General features: G+C 72.1%; 15 protein-coding genes. 9 read left to right on the top strand and 6 right to left on the bottom strand.

Annotated elements, in window-relative coordinates; genetic code table 11:
* Window positions 1-23 precede the first annotated feature (23 nt).
* Both lysX and OG447_RS24815 read left to right on the top strand, forming a co-directional pair.
* The gene (gene lysX / locus OG447_RS24820) at window positions 24-3326 is read left to right on the top strand and encodes a bifunctional lysylphosphatidylglycerol synthetase/lysine--tRNA ligase LysX (RefSeq protein ID WP_266939423.1); all 3303 of its coding nucleotides are present in this window, start codon (window positions 24-26) and stop codon (window positions 3324-3326) included.
* A gap of 121 nt (window positions 3327-3447) precedes the next feature.
* Window positions 3448-4311 (top strand): polysaccharide deacetylase family protein, encoded by an 864-nt coding sequence (locus OG447_RS24815; RefSeq protein WP_266939422.1) that lies wholly within the window; start codon window positions 3448-3450, stop codon window positions 4309-4311.
* 3 nt (window positions 4312-4314) lie between these two features.
* On the opposite strand, the gene OG447_RS24810 is transcribed toward OG447_RS24815, so the two are convergent.
* The gene (locus OG447_RS24810) at window positions 4315-4977 is read right to left on the bottom strand and encodes a class F sortase (protein ID WP_266939421.1); all 663 of its coding nucleotides are present in this window, start codon (window positions 4975-4977) and stop codon (window positions 4315-4317) included.
* A 374-nt stretch (window positions 4978-5351) separates the two neighbouring features.
* On the opposite strand from OG447_RS24810, the gene OG447_RS24805 reads away from it, so the two are divergent.
* Complete coding sequence (locus OG447_RS24805) at window positions 5352-5876, top strand: hypothetical protein (protein WP_266939420.1); 525 nt, start codon at window positions 5352-5354, stop codon at window positions 5874-5876.
* A 259-nt stretch (window positions 5877-6135) separates the two neighbouring features.
* Here the strand turns inward: OG447_RS24805 and OG447_RS24800 are convergent, their stop codons facing one another.
* The 3 genes from OG447_RS24800 to OG447_RS24790 form a co-directional block, all read right to left on the bottom strand.
* Complete coding sequence (locus tag OG447_RS24800; protein ID WP_266939419.1) at window positions 6136-6753, bottom strand: hypothetical protein; 618 nt, start codon at window positions 6751-6753, stop codon at window positions 6136-6138.
* A gap of 197 nt (window positions 6754-6950) precedes the next feature.
* A complete protein-coding gene (locus OG447_RS24795) occupies window positions 6951-7721 on the bottom strand; it encodes a DUF4239 domain-containing protein (RefSeq protein ID WP_266939418.1) in 771 nt (256 codons plus the stop codon).
* Window positions 7722-7757: 36 nt separating this feature from the next.
* Window positions 7758-7883 (bottom strand): hypothetical protein, encoded by a 126-nt coding sequence (locus tag OG447_RS24790; RefSeq protein WP_266939417.1) that lies wholly within the window; start codon window positions 7881-7883, stop codon window positions 7758-7760.
* Between the two features lie 947 nt (window positions 7884-8830).
* Between OG447_RS24790 and OG447_RS24785 the strand changes: the two genes are divergently transcribed.
* A complete protein-coding gene (locus tag OG447_RS24785) occupies window positions 8831-9661 on the top strand; it encodes an SAM-dependent methyltransferase (protein ID WP_266939416.1) in 831 nt (276 codons plus the stop codon).
* Entirely contained in the window at window positions 9658-11913 is a 2256-nt protein-coding gene (locus OG447_RS24780; protein WP_323181850.1) for an EAL domain-containing protein, read from the top strand. Before OG447_RS24785 ends, OG447_RS24780 begins: the two co-directional genes overlap by 4 nt.
* Window positions 11914-12015: 102 nt before the next feature.
* On the opposite strand, the gene OG447_RS24775 is transcribed toward OG447_RS24780, so the two are convergent.
* Window positions 12016-13083, bottom strand: a complete 1068-nt coding sequence (locus tag OG447_RS24775; protein WP_266939415.1) for an FAD-dependent monooxygenase — start codon at window positions 13081-13083, stop codon at window positions 12016-12018.
* Between the two features lie 108 nt (window positions 13084-13191).
* Here OG447_RS24775 and OG447_RS24770 point away from each other — a divergent pair, with 108 nt between their 5' ends.
* Window positions 13192-13836, top strand: coding sequence for a TetR/AcrR family transcriptional regulator (locus OG447_RS24770; RefSeq protein ID WP_266939414.1), 645 nt, complete (start codon window positions 13192-13194; stop codon window positions 13834-13836).
* A gap of 41 nt (window positions 13837-13877) precedes the next feature.
* Here the strand turns inward: OG447_RS24770 and OG447_RS24765 are convergent, their stop codons facing one another.
* On the bottom strand, window positions 13878-14756 hold the full coding sequence (locus OG447_RS24765; RefSeq protein WP_266939413.1) for a LysR family transcriptional regulator: 879 nt from the start codon (window positions 14754-14756) through the stop codon (window positions 13878-13880).
* A 95-nt stretch (window positions 14757-14851) separates the two neighbouring features.
* On the opposite strand from OG447_RS24765, the gene OG447_RS24760 reads away from it, so the two are divergent.
* From OG447_RS24760 to OG447_RS24750, 3 genes are read left to right on the top strand one after another with little or no spacing between them, the layout of a single operon-like run.
* Window positions 14852-15556, top strand: coding sequence for a succinate dehydrogenase cytochrome b subunit (locus OG447_RS24760; protein WP_266939412.1), 705 nt, complete (start codon window positions 14852-14854; stop codon window positions 15554-15556).
* Window positions 15557-15558: 2 nt separating this feature from the next.
* On the top strand, window positions 15559-17526 hold the full coding sequence (locus OG447_RS24755; RefSeq protein WP_266939411.1) for a fumarate reductase/succinate dehydrogenase flavoprotein subunit: 1968 nt from the start codon (window positions 15559-15561) through the stop codon (window positions 17524-17526).
* On the top strand, window positions 17523-18263 hold the full coding sequence (locus tag OG447_RS24750; protein ID WP_266939410.1) for a succinate dehydrogenase/fumarate reductase iron-sulfur subunit: 741 nt from the start codon (window positions 17523-17525) through the stop codon (window positions 18261-18263). The genes OG447_RS24755 and OG447_RS24750 overlap by 4 nt, the downstream gene beginning before the upstream one ends.
* The last annotated feature ends 45 nt before the right edge of the window (window positions 18264-18308 follow it).

Below are 18308 nucleotides of genomic sequence, written 5' to 3'. Positions count from 1 at the left end.
CCGCCCTCCCTACAGTGCGAACCATGAGTGCCAGCGTGGAGGAGACCCGCGGGACCCGGAACCGCTTCCTGAACCGGGTGCCCGACGGGTTCGGCGCGTTCTTCGGGATCATCGGCCTGCTGTGCGCACTGCTGGCGCTCTCGCCCACCCTCCGGCGGCTGCTGCGCCACGTGGTGCGCTTCCTCGACCTCGTCGTGGTGCCGGTCAGCGCGAACCTCGCCTACGCCGTCTTCCTCTTCCTCCTCGCCGCGGCCCTCGGCATGCGCAAGAAGGTCGCCTGGTGGATCGTCGTCACCTATCTGGGCCTGCTGATCCTCGACGACGTGCTGGACATGGCCGTCGGCGACTACTGGATCGGCGTCCCCTCCATGGCCCTGGCGGTCGCCGCCCTCGTGCTCCTGATCGCCGCCCGCCAGGAGTTCTACGCCGCCTCCCGCCCCGGCGCCCTGTGGCGCGCCCTGATGGTCCTCGGCATCGGCCTCTTCGCCGCCGTCCTCGTGGGCTGGGGCCTCGTCGCGCTCTTCCCCGGCACCCTGCCCAGGGGCCAGTGGCTGGACTGGGCCGCCAAACAGGTCTTCGGCGGTCTCTTCTCCGCCCGGCAGTTCGACGGGCGCCCGCCCCGCCCGCTGTACTTCCTGCTCGGCCTCTTCGGCGCCCTCGCCCTGCTGAACGCCGCAGCCACCCTCTTCCGTTCCCAGCGGATGACCGCAGCCCTGCACGGGGACGAGGAGCCCCGCATCCGCGCCCTCCTCGGCGCCTACGGACGGGGCGACTCCCTCGGCTACTTCGCCACCCGCCGGGACAAGGCCGTCGTCTTCGCCCCCAACGGCATGGCCGCGGTCACCTACCGGGTCGAGGCCGGCGTCTGCCTCGCCAGCGGCGACCCGGTGGGCGACCCCGGAGCCTGGACCCCCGCCATCGACGCCTGGCTGGCCGTGGCCCGCCGCTACGGCTGGCAGCCCGCCGTCATGGGCGCCTCCGAGGACGGCGCCAACGCCTACGCCCGCTCCGGACTCGGCGCCCTCCAGCTCGGGGACGAGGCGATCCTGCACGTCGGCCGGTTCGACCTCGACGGCCGCGACATGCGCGTCACCCGGCAGGCCGTCAACCGCGTCCGGCGCACCGGGGCCACCACCGTCATCCGCCGCCACTCCGCCCTCTCCGAGGACGAGATGCAGATGATCGTGGACCGGGCCGACCGGTGGCGCGACACCGAGACCGAACGCGGCTTCTCCATGGCCCTGGACCGGCTCGGCGACGCCGCCGACGGGGACTGCCTGCTCGTCGAGGCCCTCGACGAGGAGGGGGAGCTGATCGCCCTGCTCTCCTTCGTCCCCTGGGGCAAGGACGGCATCTCCCTCGACCTGATGCGCCGCGACCGGACCGCACCCAACGGGGTCATGGAGTTCATGGTCGCCCAGCTCTGCGCCGCCGCCCCGGGCCTGGGCGTGCGCCGGATCTCCCTCAACTTCGCCGTCTTCCGCTCCGCCTTCGAGGAGGGCGGCCGGATCGGCGCGGGTCCCGTCCTCAAACTGTGGCGCAAGCTGCTGCTGTTCTTCTCCCGCTGGTGGCAGCTGGAGGCGCTGTACCGCTCGAACGTCAAGTACGGCCCCGAGTGGTACCCGCGGTTCCTCTGCTACCAGGACGCCGGCTCGCTCGCCCGGGTCAGCCTCGCCTCCGGCATCGCCGAGGGCTTCGTATCCGTACCGAGCCTGCGCACCCTGTGGGGCAACGGCCACCCCAAGGGCCTCACCAACCCCGCCACCACCGAGGGGCTCCCCTCCATCGCCTCCCTCAACCTGGACGCCGTAGGACAGGAGGACGGGGCCGTCCGGACCGAGCGGCTGCCCGAGCAGGTCCGGGTGCGCCATGACAAGCTGGAACGCATCCGGGCCGCCGGCACCGACCCGTACCCCGTCGGCATCCGCCGGCGCACGCACACCGTCGCCGAGCTGAAGGCCGTACACCCCGGCTACCCGCCCGCCGCCCGCTGCGGCGAGGAGGCCACCCTCGCCGGACGCGTGATGGTCGTGCGCGACCTCGGAGGCGTGGTCTTCGCCGTGCTCCGCGACTGGTCCGGAGACCTCCAGCTGATGTTCACCCGCGACGAGGCCGGAGCCGGCGTCCTGGACTCCTTCACCTCCCAGGTCGACTTCGGCGACCACGTCGTCGCGAGCGGTGAGGTCGGCACCAGCAGGAGCGGCGAGCTCTCCCTCGTCGTCCGGTCCTGGCAGCTCACCGGCAAGTGCCTGCGCCCCCTGCCCGACAAGCGCAAGGGCCTCGCCGACCCGGAGGCCCGGGTCCGGCGCCGCTACCTCGACCTCGTAGCCAGCCCCGAGGCACGGGACGTGGTACGGGCCCGCTCCAGCGCGGTGCAGGCCCTGCGCCAGGGGCTGCTGGACCGCGGCTACCTGGAGGTCGAGACCCCGATGCTCCAGCAGATCCACGGCGGCGCCAACGCCCGGCCCTTCCGCACCCACATCAACGCCTACGACCTCGACCTGTACCTGCGCATCGCACCCGAGCTGTACCTCAAACGGCTCTGCGTGGGCGGCATGGAGAAGGTCTTCGAGATGGGCCGCACCTTCCGCAACGAAGGCGTCTCCTACAAGCACAACCCCGAGTTCACCATGCTGGAGGCCTACCAGGCCTTCGCCGACTACGACGTCATGCTCGACCTCACGCGGGAACTGATCCAGGGCGCCGCCACGGCCGCCTTCGGCTCGCCGGTCGCCCACAAGGCGGGCCCCGACGGGAAGTTCGTCGTCCACGACATCTCCGGGCTCTGGCCGGTCAAGACGATGTACGGGGCGATCAGCGAGGCCCTCGGCGAGGAGGTCGACGCCGACACCGAGGAGCACGTGCTGCGCAGGCTGTGCGACCGGGCCCAGGTGCCGCACACCCCCGAGAACACCCGCGGCGACGTGGTCCTGGAGATGTACGAACGGCTGGTGGAGGAGAAGACCGGGCTGCCCACCTTCTACAAGGACTTCCCGACCGACGTCTCCCCGCTCACCCGCCAGCACCGCAAGGACCCGCGGCTCGCCGAGCGCTGGGACCTGGTCGCCTTCGGCACCGAACTGGGCACCGCCTATTCGGAACTGACCGACCCGGTCGAGCAGCGGCGCCGGCTCACCGCCCAGTCGCTGCTGGCGGCGGGCGGCGATCCGGAGGCGATGGAGCTCGACAACGACTTCCTGGACGCGCTGGAGTACGCGATGCCGCCGACCGGCGGCCTGGGCATCGGTGTCGACCGCCTGGTGATGTTCCTGACGGGTCTGACGATCCGCGAGACGCTCCCGTTCCCGCTGGTGCGCCGGGGCTGAGGGACGGCGCTGGTCCGAGCGGGTGAGGGGAAGGAGGTGCGTCCGCGCCTCTCGACATCCGGGGCGATGTCGTTGATACGTAGTAATAATGAAAAATGACGAGCCGACAGTAGGGCGGCGCATGCTCCTGCGCACCGCCGTCTTCCTCGGGATCGCCGCCGCCTCCGGACTGCTCAGCGGAGGCGAGAGCGGTACGCCCGGACCCGGCACGGCGAGCGGACCCGCCGGCCCCGCCCCGGCGGCCGGTCCGGGCCCGCACCCCGCCGCGGGCGCGCCCGGCGGACTGTCCCAGGGCCTGCCCGAGAGGTCGTACCGGCTGCGGCCGATGACGGCCGAGGCACCCGCCCGGCAGGCCGTGGTGAAGCCCGCGGTCCGTACCCGGCCCATCCTGGAACTGCCCTCCGACCCGAACACGGCCGGCGCCATGGTGCTCACCTTCGACGACGGGCCCGACCCCCGGTACACCCCGGCCATCCTCGACACCCTCGCCCGGTACGGCGTACGCGCGATGTTCTTCGTCTGCGGGGAGATGGCCGCCGAGAACCGCGACCTGCTGCGCCGGATGGCAGACGAGGGCCACGTCATCGGCAACCACACCTGGACCCATCCGCACCTGACCCGGCTCAGCCGCCCCGCGCTCGCCGCCGAGATCGCCCGCACCAGCGAGGTCGTCCAGCAGACCGTCGGCGAGCCGCCCCTGTGGTTCCGGGCGCCCTACGGGGAGTGGAACCGCGCCGCCTTCGAGGTCGGGGCCGAGCTGGGCATGGAGCCGCTCGCCTGGACAGTGGACACCCTGGACTGGAAAGAGCCCGGTACCGCCACGATCGTCTCCCGGGTCCTGGGCGGGGCCGCGCCCGGCGTGATCGTGCTGTCCCACGACGCGGGCGGCGACCGGTCGCAGAGCGTGCGGGCGCTGGACTCGTACCTGCCCCAACTGCTCGCGCGGGGCTACCGGATGACGCTTCCGGTGCTGCCCGCCCGCTGAGGCTCAGCGGGTGGCCACCATCCGGGCGAAGACGACCACGTTGCCGTCGTAGCCCCGGGCCTTCGAGTAGCCGCCGCCGCAGGTGATGACCCGGAGTTCCGGGTGCCCGGTGTCGCCGTACACCCGGGCTCCGGGGAAGGTCTCCTTGGAGAACACCTCCACCCCGTACACCTCGAACACCGCGGTGCGCCCGTCGTACCGCTGCGCCTCCACCTGGCTGCCCGGCTTGAGGGAGCCCAGGCCGTAGAAGACCGCCGGGCCCTGCGCGTTGTCCACGTGGCCGACGATCACCGAGGAGCCCCGCTGGCCCGGCGAGATGCCGTTGAGGTACCAGCCGGCGAGATTTCGGTCCTGCGGCGGCGGGGCGTCGATCCAGCCCTCCGCGTCCAGCCCGACCGTCATCACCGGCGCGTCCACGTTGATCGTGGGGATCCGGATGCGCTGCACCGACGAGTGCTCCAGCACCTCCAGGTCCGCGGGCGGCTGCGGCGGATTCACCGGCAGCTGGCCGGCCGTCACCGCGACGGCCGAGGCCGCGGTGGGCTGCGGCGGCCCGTCGTCGATGTTCACGCCGTTCCGCACCATGGCGAGGCCGCTGAGCATGACCAGGGCGAGTACGCCCCACGGTGAGCGTTTGCGTGACTGCCCGGGCTCGTCCTCGCCCATCGTTCTCCCTTCCCGACGCGGGGGTCCCGACCCGCGTTCCTGTCCCGCCCCAGTACGCCCTACTTCACGCACGTTAAGGCTGTGTCGCCGGGACGGCGATCGGTGAGGGGCGAACGGGTGGCGGGCGGGCGGCGCGGGGCGGAAGGGGCCGGAAGGGGTGCGCCCATACAGGTAATCGTCACATAAATGCCTGACGGGTCGTGACCTGCGGATCCGTCAGCCGAAACGTCCGCGCTTCGGCGTGTCGCTCAACCGAGCGGACCAAAGCCGGACATGCGGAGCTTGCGGGCCGACCTGAGGGTTCGTCGTGGGAGGCGTTCTCGTCGATCATCCGGGGCCGACGCTCCGGGGCGCTTCCCGCTGGAGGTTCCACCATGCGTGCATTCCGCGCCCTCACCATGACGGCGGCCGTCTGCGCCGCGATCGCCCTCAGTGCTCCACTCGCCTCGGCGGACCCCCCGAACGGCGGTGTCGGGGGCAACGGGGGCAACGGGGGCAACGGCCCCAGCAACATCTCGGTCAACCCGTTCGCCGTGCACCAGGGATCCACGATGCAGGTGAGCGCCTCGGGCTGCGGTCACGGCGGCACCGTCTCGTCGCACGGCAACTTTCCGCCGGCCAACCTGTCAGCGGGTTCGATCGGTTTCGCCACCGTCCGGATCTTCAACCACGCCTCGCCGGGCAACCACACCCTCTCGGTCAGGTGCAACGACAACAGCCTGGTCGCCACGCACCGGTTCAGGATCCTCGACGGCCGGGGCGCCCAGGGCGGCATCGGCGGATCCATCGGCCCGTCCGCCGCCGAGACCGCCATCGGCGCGAGCCTCGTGGGCTTCGCGGCACTCGGCGCGGGCGTCCACGTGGTACGCCGTCGCCGCCCGCTGCGCAGCCAGGCCTGACCGGTCACGCCGGTCGGCCCCCGGAAGCCTCGACCGCGCTCGCCCCGGGTCCTGACCAGGACCCGGGGCGACCGGCGGTCGCGGGGCAGGACGCGGCGACTGGGCCGTGGCCGAGCCGGGCCGAGCCGGACAGGGTCGGGTCGGACAGGGTCGGGCAGGGTCGGGCTGGCGGGGTGGTGCGGTGCGCGACGGGACGGAGCAGGACCAGGGGTGGGGTGGGTGGGACTTCGACTTGTGTGCCCGCACGGCCGGCCCGGCCTCAGTGGCCGCGGCCGGCGCCCCGTCGTCGCAGGGCGTACGCCGTACCGCCCACGGCGGTGAGGAAGAGGGCCGAGCCGGCGCCGAGTTTCAGGGGGTCCAGCCCGGCCACGCTGCCTCCGAGGCCGCCGCGCACACCGCGAGCGGAGGGGGTGACCGTGGCGGTGGCGGCCCTGGTGGCCACGGGCGCGGCGCTGGCGGCGGCCGTGGCGGTGGCGGTCCGGGTGGAACTGGTGGTGGGTGTGCTCGTGCCGCCGGCGATCGTCAGGTCGGCGGAGCCGGTCTCCCCGTTGCAGGTGAAGGAGACGGAGTACTGGGCTCCGCGCCGGGCGTCCCGGTCCACGGTGACCCGCGCGGTCTTGCCGCGCTCGATGCTCACGGTGTCGAAGACACCGGAGGAGGAGGTGGCGAAGGCGGCGTCACAGCCGCTGACCGCGAGCACCACCTGGCCGCCCGGGGCGACCGTCGAGGGGGTGAGGGTGAAGCCGAACGAGGTGACCTGCCGGGTGCCTGCCGGGGCCGCGGTCGCGGCGGGCACGGCGAGGGAACTGAGCACGATTACGGCGCCCGTGGCGCCGGCGCTCAGCAGGGCGGTGACGGAGGTACGTATCGCACCCATGGTTGATTCTCCGGATCCCCGAGGAGCAGCCGCGGAACGGTTTCCGCACGTGGGGGTTCGTGCGCCTCGATGTCCGCCACGCTAGGCGCGGCGACGGTGACCCGCGATCAGGAACGGGCGAATGGGGCATGGCTCTGGGCCGAACCGGGGACGGGAGCCGCGCCCCCGGTTTGGCGGGCCGCTGGTCCGGGCGGTCCTCAGCCGCCGAGACCCAGATGCGGGAACTGCGCGAGGAACGGCTCGGCGGTGGCCGAGATGCCCCGGCCGAACGGGGCGTCGAAGTCCCAGATCAGGAACAGCAGGAACGCGATGAGCGCGCTGAACAGGCCGGCCAGCAGCAACTCGCGGAACGACCGCCGGATCTGCAGGGTGAAGATCAGGCCCACCGTCACCAGGGCCCCGGCGATCAGCCCGAACCACACCACCCCCGGCATGGTGGCCCCGGCACCCAGGCCGCGCGCACTGCGGGAGTCGTCCACCGCAGCGACCTGGTCGACCAGCGGCTGGTACGCCTGCCCCTCGTGGTCGGTCTGCGGCTCGTAGTCGGTGACGTCCCGGCGGATACGTTCCAGCAGCTCCCCGCCGCGGTCGGTGAGTCTGCCGTGGTCGGCCATCTGTTTCCACTCGGTGTCCACCACGTGCGTCACGTACGCGTCGACGTCGGAGCGGATCTTCTGCCGCACCTCGGCCGGGTAGACCTCGGCGCGGACGCTGATCTCGTGCAGGGCCTGGGCCTCCTGGCGTACGTGTTCCTGGGCGGCCCCGCGGCCCTCCCAGACGCCCGCGATCGCCAGGCCCAGCACGATCGCGTAGATCACTCCGATCATCATCGTCATGTACTCGATGACGTCGGGGGTTTCGTTCGGATCGTCGTCCTCGCCGATCCGGCGGTGGTTGAAGAAGGCGATGGACAGCACCACGGCACAGGCCGCGGCCATCGCGATGGACAGAACGAGCCATTCCGACAAGATGACTCCCAATCGGTTGCAGATGGAGCGCCGTGGCTACCGGGGGCGCAGCGCGACGATCGCGAGCACCGCGGGCGCGGCGGTCAGCAGGGTGAAGGTGACGGGTGAGATCCGGTGCTCGACCGGTTTGCGGGTGGGCGCGCGGTACGTGGGACGCGCCACCACCGGCTTCATCGAGGGCGCCGGGGTCACGGCGGGGGCGGGCGCCGGCTCCGCGGGGGGCGGGGCGGGCGCCTTGGGCACGCGGGGCGGCGCGGGCGCCGGTTTCGGCGGGGCCGGCTCGGGCCGGACGGGCCGCGGGGCCGGTTTCGGCGGGGGCGGTGGCGGAGCCGGTGGCGGAGGCGGTGGCGTGGGCTTCGGGGGAGGCGGTGTGGGGACGGGGGGCGGCGGGGTGGGCTTGGGTGTCGGTGTCGGTGTCGGTGTCGGTGTCGGTGTCGGTGTCGGTGTCGGTGTCGGTGTCGGCGTCGGTGTTGGGGTCGGCGTGGGTGTCGGCTTCGGTGGGCACGGAGGGGGTGGGGGCGGCGGGCAGTGGTGCCCGCCGTGATGGCCCCGTCCATGGTTGCCACCGTGGCCTTTTCCGTGGCCGTGACCGTGATGTCCGCCACCCGGGCCGCCTCCGCGGCCCCCGCCACCGGCGACCGCGACCAGCGCGGCGGAGGCCGCGCCGTCGCCGGATCCGGTCGTCGCGTATGCGCAGCTATCAGCCACGGCCGGCGTGGCGGACAACGCCGCCCACAGCAGGACCGGGACGGCCAGCAGGCGCCTGGCACAGGCTCTGTTCACCCGGGGATCATGGGGCCGCGGGTGTCCGCGCACGCGGGGCTCGGCCCTGGTTCGCCTGAACGGGTGGCGTGCTCACCGTAGAGGTTTGAGCCAATCCTGGACCGGTCCGCGACCACGCCTGATCGCCTGTCGGTCAATTCCCAAAAGGGATTTGTCGGTATCGATCATTGTGCCCGAAGGGGGCGCCAGGGGGCTTTGGTGTGTGACGAAGAACGGATCGCCAATTTCCGCTTTTGCTCGCCCCGTTGGGAAATGATCAGTACATTCGGCTCGGACAGGAGTCCGATCCAGGACGGACCACCGCAGCAACAAGGCTTGGAGACCCGATGGAGCGCCCCGCCTGGGCCCCGCCAGGCATCGACATATCGGTGCCGAGCGTGTCCCGCATCTACGATTACTACCTGGGCGGCTCGCACAACTTCGAGGTCGACCGCCAGGCGGCCCGCCGGGCCATGGAATTCATGCCGGGCCTGCCCAAGATCATGCAGGCCAACCGGGCATTCATGCGCCGCGCCGTCCGGCACGCCGTGGCCGAGGGCGTCACCCAGTTCCTGGACATCGGCTCCGGCATCCCCACCTTCGGCAACGTCCACGAGATCGCCCGTGCCGCCAGCCCCGAGGCGCGCGTGGTCTACGTCGACCACGACCCGGTGGCCGTCGCGCACAGCCAGGCCGTCCTCGGCGGCGACGACCGCACCGGTGTCGTCGCGGCCGACCTCCGCAAGCCGCAGGACATCCTGAACTCCCCCGAGGTGCGGCAGCTGCTCGACCTCGACCGTCCCGTCGCCCTGCTGCTCGTCGCCGTGCTGCACTTCCTGGAGGACGCGGACGAGCCGTACGCCGCCGTCGCCCAGCTGCGCGACGCGCTTGCTCCCGGCAGCCTGTTGATCCTCACCCACGCCTCGTACGAGGGGATCCCGCTCACGGAGGAGGAGGTGGGCGGAACCGTCGGCGTGTACCGGGACATCCGCAACCCCCTCGTCATGCGCAGCCGTGAGCACGTCAGCCGCTTCTTCGACGGCTTCGAGCTGCTGGAGCCCGGTCTGGTGGCCATGCCCAACTGGCGGCCCGACGCCCCCGAGGCCTCGGACGACGGCGAGGCGCAGGAGGACCCGTACGCCTTCTCGGGCTTCGGCGGAGTGGGACGCAAGGCGTGAGACTCCCGGCACAGACGGCTGGTTCGCCGCAGGCCGCGGCGGAGCCCGGCCCGGCACCGGAACCCGGACCCGCGGCCGGCCCGCAGGGCGGCCTGGAGGACCGGATCGCCCGCTTCGCGACCATCTGGGGGCGGGCGATCTTTCCGGTCACGGCGACCTCGCTGACCCGCGTCGAGTTCGAACGGCACCTCGTACCGCTGACCCGGACCCTCACCGAGGCCCTGCACGCGCGGCGCTTCGACGCCGCCGTCGGCCAGCGGGTCGGGGCGGAACTGGTCGCCGTGCACTGCACCGATCCCGAGGCCCTGGCCGGCACCCTCGGCGTGATTGAGTCGTACCTGGTGCTCTACTGCGGCTCCCCGAGCCCCGACTGCCCGGGTTCCGGGGGCGCCGAGGAGTCCCGGTCCCGCTGCGCCCGGCTCCAGCACGGGATCGCGGCGGGATTCGCCCGCGCCCTGCGCGAGCGGACCCTCCGGGAGCAGGAGGCCATCGCCCGCTCGGCGCTGACCGCCCGGATCGACGCCCAGCAGGCCCTGCACGCCAGCGAGGAACGCTTCCGGGCCGTCTTCGAGGGCGCGGCGGTCGGCATCGGCATAGCCGACCTGGACGGCAACGTGCTGGAGGCCAACGACGCGCTGCTGCAGATGTTCGGCGGCCTGGAGGGGCACGTCCGCAGCCGCAACGTCAGCGAGTGGGGACACCCCGACGACACCCCGCACGTCTGGCGGATGTACGGCGAACTGGTCCGCGGCGAGCGCGACAGCTACCGCGTGGAGAAGCCGTACTACCGGCACGACGGCACCGTCCTGTGGACGAACCTGACGGTGTCGCTTCTGCGGGATGCCGACGGCGTGCCGCGGTACCAGCTGGCCCTGATGGAGGACACCACCGAACGCCGGCTGCTGAACCTGCGCCTGCGCTACGAGGCCACCCACGACGCGCTGACCGGGCTGCCCAACCGGACGCTGTTCTTCGAACGGCTGGAGAAGGCGCTGAGCGGGACCGGGGACAGTCGCTTCGGCCTGTGCTACCTCGACCTCGACGGCTTCAAGGCGGTCAACGACAGCCTCGGCCACTCGGCGGGGGACCGGCTGCTGGTGGAGGTCGCCGACCGTCTGCAGAGCTGCGCGACCGGTCCCGGCGAGGTGGTCGCCCGGCTGGGCGGGGACGAGTTCGTGGCACTGACCACCGGCTCGGACTCCGAGGAGACCTCGGACACCGAGGAGAAGGTGACGGACCTCGCGGTCCGCATCCTCTCCGCCCTCTCCACGCCGATCCGGCTGGAGGGCCGCGAGCTGACGGTCCGCGGCAGCATCGGCATCGTCGAGGGCCGGGCCAGGGAGCGCACGCCGGCGGAGGTCCTGCGCAGCGCGGACATCACGATGTACCGGGCGAAGGCGGCCGGCGGCAACCGCTTCGAATTCGCCGACGCCGAGGCCGACGCCCGCGCCATCACCCGGCACGGCCTGACCAACGCCCTGCCCGCGGCGCTGGAACGCGGCGAGTTCTTCATCGAGTACCAGCCACTCGTGCACATGCACGACGGCAGCGTGCACGGCGCCGAGGCGCTGGTGCGCTGGTCGCACCCGCAGTACGGGGTCCTCGGCCCGGACCGCTTCATCCCGCTCGCCGAGCGCACCGGGCTGATCGTGCCCCTCGGCCGGTGGGTCCTGGAGGAGTCCGTCCGCCAGGCCCGCAACTGGCAGCGCCAGCACGGCGGGGCGTCCCTGCGGATCAACGTCAACCTTTCGCCGACCCAGCTGCACCACCCGGGCCTGGTCGCCGACACCGTGGCCGTGCTGGAGAAGTCCGGCCTCGCCCCCGGCGCGCTGTGCCTGGAGGTCACCGAGTCGGCCCTGATCGGCGCCGACGACGAACTCCTCGAACCGCTGCGCCGCCTCGCCGCCCTCGGCGTGGACATCGCGCTCGACGACTTCGGCACGGGCTACTCGAACCTCGCCAACCTGCGCCGCCTGCCGGTCAGCGTCCTGAAGCTGGACCGCTCCTTCACCCAGGGGATGCAGCAGCAGCCGGCCAACCCGGTCGACGTCAAGATCGTGGAGGGCATCGTCGCCCTGGCACACAGCCTCGAACTCGCCGTCACGGTCGAGGGCGTGGAGACCGGTGTCCAGGCGGCCCAACTGCGCGCCCTCGGTTGCGACACGGCCCAAGGCTGGTACTACGCCCGCCCCGGCGCCCCCGACCGCATCCACACCCTGTCCCTCTCGGACGCGGTGCCCACCCCTTCCTGACGCGGCTCACCGCCCCGCACCCCGTCCCGGCCGCCCCCGCCTGCCAAGGCGCGCCTGCGGCCGGGTCCCGTGACCGGCCCGGGTCCCGCGTGCCCGGGCCGGTCAGTCCAGGCCTGCCTCCGTCCCGACGCCCGGCTCGCGTACCGCTGCCAGCACCCGCTCCATCCGCCGTGTGGTGTCCGCCAGCAGCGCCTCCGCCACCGGCAGGCGCTCCGCCTCGTAGGCGTCGAGTACCCGCTCCCCGGCCTGCCCGGTGAGCGCGGCGGCCAGGGCCCGGCCGAGGGCGGTCGCGTCCTGGATGCCGGTGTTCATGCCGAGTCCGCCGGCTATGGGGTGGACGTGCGCCGCGTCTCCGGCGAGGAAGGCCCGGCCCTCCCGTATCCGGGCGGCCATGCGGACGTTGACCCGCCAGGACGACAGCCAGGTGGGCTCCGCCAGCAGAATCCCGGGCATCCGGGCGTGCCGGTCGAAGAGCCTCTGGAAACTCTCCAGCGAGGGTGGCAGCGGCTCACCCCGGTCGTCCAGCTCCCGCGAGGCCTGGAGCTGGAAGCTCTCCGTCCCCGGTATCGGGCACAGCAGCACGCCGCCGCCGTCCGAGGTGAACCACTGGTGCCAGAACTCCCGGCTCAGCCCCGGCGCCGCCACGTCCCCCAGCAGCATGACCTCCTCCTCGGCCGTGCTCCCCTCGAAGGGGATCCCGAGGAGCCCGCGGGTCGTGCTGCGGCCGCCGTCGCAGCCGGCGAGATAGCGGCTCCGGACAGCCCGGCCGTCCGCGAGCCGTGCGGTCACCCCCGCCGCATCCTGGCTGATCCCGGCCAGGCGGGCCCCGTACTCGACCTGTACGCCGAACTCCGCGAGCCGTTCGCGCAGCACCTCCTCGACCTGCCACTGGCCGATGAGCAGCCCGTCGCCGACGGCGGTGTCGCTGATGTGCGCGCCGTCGAAGTACTTGCGGAGGGTCACCCCCGTGCGGCCGACGGCCGTCATGCGCTCGGCCACCCCCAGCGGCCCGAAGGCCTCGATGCTGTCCGGCGTGAGGCCCTTCCCCCGGGATTCGCGGTGCGGGGCCGCGCGTTGCTCAAGGATCCGTACGCCGACGCCGCGGCGGGCGAGGTCGCAGGCCAGGGTGAGTCCGGTGGGGCCGGAGCCCGCGATCACTACGTCGGTCATCGGAAGTCCTCTCGTCGCGTTGATGCCTCAAGGAAAGCGGCTCCCGAGCAAAAAAGCAACCCGGTTAAAAAATTAACCCGGTCACGTATTCGTGCTAGGGTGTGAGGCATGGACAACACGACGGGTCTGCGCGAGAACAAGAAGCTGCGTACGCGTCGCCGACTGGCGGCCACGGCGCTGGAGCTCTTCCTGGAACGGGGCTTCGATGCCGTCTCGGTGGCCGATGTCGCCGCGGCGGCGGAGGTTTCCAAACCCACCCTCTTCCGGTACTTCCCGAGCAAGGAGGACCTGGTGCTGGACAGATTCGCCGACCATCAGGACGAGGCGGCATGCATCGTGCGCGACCGGCCGGCCGGGCAGGGGCCGGTCCGGGCCGTCCACGCGCACTTCCTCGCCGCCCTCGACCGGCGGGACCCCATCACCGGGCTCTGCGACCATCCCGGGGTCCTCGCGTTCCAGCGGCTGCTCTACTCCACCGCGAGCCTGGAGTCGCGCATCGCCCTCTACAGCGCCCGTGAGGTGGAGCTGCTCGCGGCGGTGCTCGAAGCCGAGTCCACGCCCCCGCTCACCGCCCGACTCGCTGCGCTGCACCTGGTGACGGTCCGCCAGGAGCTGGGCCGGGAGAACTACCGCCGGATCGATGCCGGCCGCAGTGCCGACGAGGCCTACCCGGCGGCCGTGACCGACGCCGACGGAGCCTTCGGGATGCTCGCCGACGGGCTCGACCGGGCCCTGTCCATACGCACCGCCTGACCGCGCCGGGCCCGGCCAGCCGGACCGCGTGGCCGCGCCGGTCAGCCGACCAGGATGCGCTTCAGCTCGCGTGCCGCGCGCGGGGGCGCCACGTCCGTGCGGTGCGCCAGGGCGATCGTGCGGCGCAGGGGGGAGCCCGCGAGGGGGGTGGCCCGCAAGCCCGGGCCGGCGTGGTCCACCACCATCGCCGGGACCACCGCGATGCCGAGCCCCGCCCGTACGAAGCCCAGCACCGCGTCCATCTCGCCGCCCTCCACGGTGAACACCGGCTCGAAGCCCTCCGCGCGACAGGCCGTCACGGTCAGCTCCCGCAGGTCGTAGCCGTGGCGGAACATCACCATCGGCTCGTCGCGCAGCCCGGAAATGGTCAGCGCCCCGCCCCCGCCAGGCGCCGGCAGCTCCGCCGAGGAGACCACCACCAGGTCCTCCGTCAGCAGCTCCACCGTGGTCAATGCGGGAGCCGAGGGCGGCAGCGGCAGCGCGATCAGGGCCAGGTCCAGGGCCCCGCGCGCCAGTTCCCGTACCAGGTCGAGGGAACCGCTCTCCTCGATCAGCAGCTCGATCCCCGGATGCGCGGTGTGGAAGGCGCGCAGCACGGCCGGCAGCAGGCCCGTACACACGCTCGGGGTGGCGCCCAGCCTCACCCGCCCGCGGCGCAGCTGCGCCAGCTCCTGCACCTCCAGCCGCGCGGTGTCCGCGTCCGCCAGGATCCGCCGGGCCAGGGGAAGGAGCGTCTCGCCGGCGTCGGTGAGCGTGATGTTCCCCCGGGCCCGGCTGAAGAGCTCGGCGCCGAGCTCCCGTTCGAGCGCCTTGATCTGCTGGGAGAGCGAGGGCTGGGCCACGTGAACCCGTTCCGCGGCCCGGGTGAAATGCCGGGTCTCGGCGACGGCCACGAAGTACAGGAGCTGCTGGAACTGCATCGGCCCAGGATAGCGGCGGTGATAGGCATTCCCTATCGAGATGAGCCCCATCATGTCTTGGACCTTTCGGGACCTTCGTCCTTACCGTCGATGGCATGGCTCTGGCAACGCGGACGGGCCGACGGCCGTCCATCACGCGCATGCTCTGGGACTCGTCCGTCGGCAAGAAGTCCGTGATGGCCGTGTCCGGCTTGATCATGCTCGGCTACCTCGTCGTGCACATGTTCGGCAACCTCAAGATCTTCTTCGGGGCGGACGAGTTCAACGGCTACGCTCACTGGCTGCGCACCCTCGGCTCGCCCTTCCTGCACCACGAGTGGGCGCTGTGGATCGTCCGCGTGGTGCTGCTCGCCGCGGTCGTCGCGCACGGGGTGTCCGCCTACCAGCTGAGCCGCCGTGGCATCGCGGCCCGTCCCGTGAAGTACGCCCACAAGCGCCGCCGCGCGAGTTACGCCACCCGCACCATGCGCTGGGGCGGCGTCATCCTCGCCCTGTTCATCGTCTGGCACCTCCTCGACCTGACCACGCTCACCGTCAACGAGCGCGCCTGGGCGGGCCACCCGTACGAGAACGTCCTGGCCACCTTCTCCACCTGGTACGGGAACGCGATCTACATCGTGGCGATGGCCGCCGTCGGCCTGCACGTCCGGCACGGCTTCTGGAGCGCCGCCCAGACCCTCGGCGCGGGCAACGCCCGGCGCGAGCGGACGCTCAAGTTCCTGGCCAACGCCCTGGCCCTCGTCCTCTTCGCGGGCTTCGTGTCCGTGCCTGTAGCCGTCATGACCGGAGTGGTGAACTGACCATGAGCGCACACACGCACCCCGCGCGGTACGCGGACCACACCACCGGCGAGCCCCTCGCCGACACCAAGGCCCCCGAAGGCCCGATCGCGGACCGCTGGGACCGCCGCCGCTTCGAGGCCAGACTCGTCAATCCCGCCAACCGCCGCAAGCACACCGTCATCGTCGTCGGCACCGGCCTCGCGGGCGGATCCGCGGGCGCCACCCTTGCCGAACAGGGCTACCACGTCATCCAGTTCTGCTACTCCGACTCCCCGCGCCGGGCCCACTCCATCGCCGCCCAGGGCGGCATCAACGCCGCCAAGAACTACCGCAACGACGGCGACTCCGTGCACCGCCTCTTCTACGACACCGTCAAGGGCGGCGACTTCCGCGCCCGCGAGTCCAACGTCCACCGCCTCGCCCAGATCTCCGTGGAGATCATCGACCAGTGCGTGGCCCAGGGCGTGCCCTTCGCCCGCGAGTACGGCGGGCTCCTCGACACCCGCTCCTTCGGCGGAGTCCAGGTCTCCCGCACCTTCTACGCCCGCGGCCAGACGGGCCAGCAGCTCCTCCTCGGCGCCTACCAGGCCCTCTCCCGGCAGATCGCCGCGGGCAACGTGGAGATGCACGCCCGCACCGAGATGCTCGACCTGATCGTGGTCGGCGGAGTGGCCCGCGGCATCGTGGCCCGCGACCTGATCACCGGCGAGGTCTCCACGTATCACGCCGACGCCGTGGTGCTGGCGAGCGGCGGCTACGGGAACGTCTTCTACCTCTCCACCAACGCCATGAACTCCAACGCGACCGCCGTCTGGCGGGCGCACCGCCGCGGCGCCTACTTCGCCAACCCCTGCTTCACCCAGATCCACCCCACCTGCATCCCGCGCACCGGCGACCACCAGTCCAAGCTCACCCTGATGAGCGAGTCCCTGCGCAACGACGGCCGCATCTGGGTCCCCAAGGCCAAGGGCGACACCCGCCCCGCGGCCGACATCCCCGAGGCGGAGCGCGACTACTACCTGGAGCGGATCTACCCCTCCTTCGGCAACCTCGTCCCCCGCGACATCGCCTCCCGGGCCGCCAAGAACGTCTGCGACGAGGGCCGCGGCGTCGGCCCCGGCGGCCAGGGCGTCTACCTCGACTTCGCCGACGCCATCCGCCGCATGGGACGGGACAAGGTCGCCGAGAAGTACGGCAACCTCTTCGAGATGTACGAGCGGATCACCGCCGAGAACCCCTACGAGGTCCCCATGCGGATCTACCCCGCCGTGCACTACACGATGGGCGGCCTCTGGGTCGACTACGACCTCCAGACCACCGTGCCCGGCCTGTTCGCCATCGGCGAGGCCAACTTCTCCGACCACGGAGCCAACCGGCTCGGCGCCTCCGCGCTGATGCAGGGCCTCGCCGACGGCTACTTCGTACTGCCGTCCACGATCAACGACTATCTGGCGCGGCACCCGCACCGGGACACCGTCGACGACACCCACCCCGAGTCCGCGGCCGTCGTGCGCGAGACCCGCGAACGGCTCGCACGCCTCCTCGCCGTCGACGGCGACCGCACCCCAGACTCCTTCCACCGCGAGATCGGTGAACTCATGTGGGAGTACTGCGGGATGGCCCGCACCGAGGAAGGCCTGCGCAAGGCGCTCGACCGGATCCCCGAGATCCGGGAGGAGTTCTGGCGGCGCGTCAAGGTTCCCGGCCGTGGCGAGGAGTTCAACCAGTCGCTGGAGAAGGCCAACCGCATCGTCGACTACCTGGAACTCGCCGAGCTGATGTGCCTCGACGCGCTCCACCGCGCCGAGTCCTGCGGAGGCCACTTCCGCGAGGAGTCCCAGACCCCGGAGGGCGAGGCCGAACGGCGCGACGAGACCTTCTCCTACGCCGCCGCCTGGGAGTTCACCGGCCCCGGCGCGGCCCCCGTCCTGCACAAGGAACACCTCGTCTTCGAGTACGTCCACCCCACTCAGCGGAGCTACGCATGAAGCTCACCCTGCGCGTCTGGCGCCAGCGCGGCGCCGACGCCCCCGGCCACATGGCCTCGTACGAGGTCGACGGGATCTCGGAGGGCATGTCCTTCCTGGAGATGCTCGACACCCTCAACGAGGACCTCATCCTGCGCGGCGAGGACCCGGTCGCCTTCGACCACGACTGCCGCGAAGGCATCTGCGGCGCCTGCAGCCTCGTCATCAACGGCGACGCCCACGGCCCCGAGCGCACCACCACCTGCCAGCTCCACATGCGCTCCTTCGCCGACGGCGACACCATCGACGTCGAGCCCTGGCGGGCCGCCGCCTTCCCGGTGGTCAAGGACCTCGTCGTCGACCGGAGCGCCTTCGACCGCATCATCCAGGCCGGCGGCTACATCACCGCCCCCACCGGATCCGCCCCGGAGGCCCACGCCACGGCCGTGCCCAAGGCCACCGCCGACCACGCCTTCGAGCACGCCGAGTGCATCGGCTGCGGAGCGTGCGTGGCGGCCTGCCCCAACGGCTCGGCGATGCTCTTCACCTCCGCCAAGGTCAACCACCTCAACGTGCTCCCGCAGGGTTCGCCCGAGCGCGAGACGCGCGTACTGGACATGGTGGCCCGGATGGACGAGGAGGGCTTCGGCGGCTGCACCCTGACCGGCGAGTGCGCCACGGCCTGCCCGAAGGGCATCCCGCTGCCGTCGATCGCCGCGATGAACAAGGAATGGCTGCGGGCGGTCCGCAAGGGCTGATGGGACCATCGGATGGGCCGACCGGGCGTTCGTGGCGGGCGGTAC

This window comes from Streptomyces sp. NBC_01408, from assembly GCF_026340255.1.
Lineage (GTDB): Bacteria > Actinomycetota > Actinomycetes > Streptomycetales > Streptomycetaceae > Streptomyces.
Note: the sequence above shows the minus strand (reverse complement) of the source record. Positions and strands in the feature narration are given on the sequence as shown.